Annotated in this window: 1 protein-coding gene; it reads right to left on the reverse strand. The window is 61.6% G+C overall.

Annotated elements, in window-relative coordinates:
* Positions 1-9: 9 nt before the first annotated feature.
* Positions 10-1184, reverse strand: a protein-coding gene (locus R8871_RS38290; RefSeq protein ID WP_246288090.1) for an IS3 family transposase whose coding sequence is annotated in 2 segments (ribosomal slippage) — positions 10-926 and positions 926-1184 — 1176 coding nt in all. Because the reading frame shifts where the segments join, the coding sequence is not laid out codon by codon here.
* Positions 1185-1249: the final 65 nt, after the last annotated feature.

Consider the following 1249-nt stretch of genomic DNA (forward strand, 5'->3'; position numbering starts at 1 on the left):
CTGTGGTGGTCAAGTAATCCTGGACACTTTTTCCGCTTTCCACTTTTTCTGCATGGTGATTTCGTATTCGGCGGGCGGCATATTGCCGGCCGCCGAATGCAGCCGCTGCTGGTTGTAGAACATCAGGATGTAGTCGGTGACATCCGTCTTTGCTTCGAGATAGCTCCGGTACGGACGCAACCTGATCCGCTCGGTCTTCAGGCTGCGGAAGAAGCGCTCTACTACCGCGTTATCCCAGCAGTTGCCCCTGCGGCTCATGCTCTGCGTGATCCCGTTCTGGCTGAGGAAGTATCGGAACACATGGCTGGTGTACTGGCAGCCCTGATCCGAATGGAACATCAGCCCTGAGGCGGGCCGGCGCGCGTCCAGCGCCAGCTGCAAAGCGCGTATCACGAGGTTTGTGTCGGGCGAGGCCGAGCAGGCCCATCCGACCACACGCCGCGAGAACAGGTCCATCACGACGGCCAGGTACAGCCAGCCTTCCTGCGTCCAGACATACGTCACATCACCGGCCCAGACCCGATTGGGTACTCCGACATCGAATGCCCGCTCCAGCAGGTTAGGCGCGAGCGTCGCTGTGGCGCCTCCCTTCGGATACTGATGGGTGCGTGCCACGCGGACCTGCACACCGGCTTCGCGCATCAGGTTGCGGGCGCGGTGTCGTCCCGCGTTGTGACCGCGCCGGCGCAGTTCCTGTGACATGCGTCGGCTGCCACACGTCTGGTCGTACTGCGCGTGAATCGCACACACCTCACGCAGTGCCACCTGCCGCTTCGGATGCGGGCGGGCACGGCGCGCCTTCCACGCGTAGTAACTGCTGCGCGCCACCCCCACAGCCCGGCAAACAGCCGCTACCGGATATGCCTTCCCTGCGCGCTGGATCACTTCGTATTGCGATCCAGTTCCTTGACAAAGAAGGCCGTGGACTTTTTTAAAATGTCGCGCTCCCGTTCCAGTTCGGCCACCCGCCTTTCCAGCTCCTGGATACGGGTCTGGGCGGGCGTCGAGCCTTCCTTTGGTGGCTCGGTCACTGCACCTTGTGGCAGGCGATCGCCCATCCAGCGGCGCAACGCCGTCTCACCAATTCCCAACGCCCGCGCAGCCTTCGTGACCGTGTAGCCCTGCCGCAGCACCAGATCGACCGCATCTTCCTTGAACTGCTTCGAGAATTCCCGTCTTCCCATCTGACACCTCTCTGTCCGGGTATAAGTCTACCTTTTGAGGTGTCCAGGATTATTAGGCCACTACA

The sequence above is a fragment of the Paraburkholderia sediminicola genome (assembly GCF_902859805.1).
Classification (GTDB): domain Bacteria; phylum Pseudomonadota; class Gammaproteobacteria; order Burkholderiales; family Burkholderiaceae; genus Paraburkholderia; species Paraburkholderia sediminicola.